Origin of the sequence: Nocardioides sp. (genome assembly GCF_024509035.1) — a bacterium.
Lineage (GTDB): Bacteria > Actinomycetota > Actinomycetes > Propionibacteriales > Nocardioidaceae > Nocardioides.
Genome location: NZ_JANINT010000333.1, coordinates 1 through 317, shown reverse-complemented (window position 1 = coordinate 317; position 317 = coordinate 1). Strand labels below are relative to the sequence as shown.

1 pseudogene is annotated in these 317 nt (G+C 76.3%); it reads left to right on the top strand.

What is annotated here, in order from left to right:
* Window positions 1-317 (top strand): annotated as a pseudogene (locus tag Q0L15_RS20560) (hypothetical protein); the annotation flags it as partial.

Genomic DNA, 317 nt, shown 5'->3' with positions numbered 1-317 from the left:
TCCGACCCGCGGCGGGGGCCGGGTGGTCGTCGGGCGTGGCGCGGGGAGGACCGACTGGTCGAGGTCGGCGGTGACGGCACCCCGCTGGTCCAGGAGCTGTCGCTGCCCGAGCTGGCGGTCGCACGGCGGACCCACACGCTCAGCACCCGCAACGCGCTGGCCGACGCCCTGGACCTGCGGCACCGGCTCCCCCGGACCTGGGACGTCGTGACCGCCGGGGAGTGCGAACCGTGGCTGGCCCGGCGGGTCGCGTCGATGAGCCGGCGGCTGGATCAGCACCAGGTGCGGATCGTCGACGACGCGGTTGCCGACGCCGT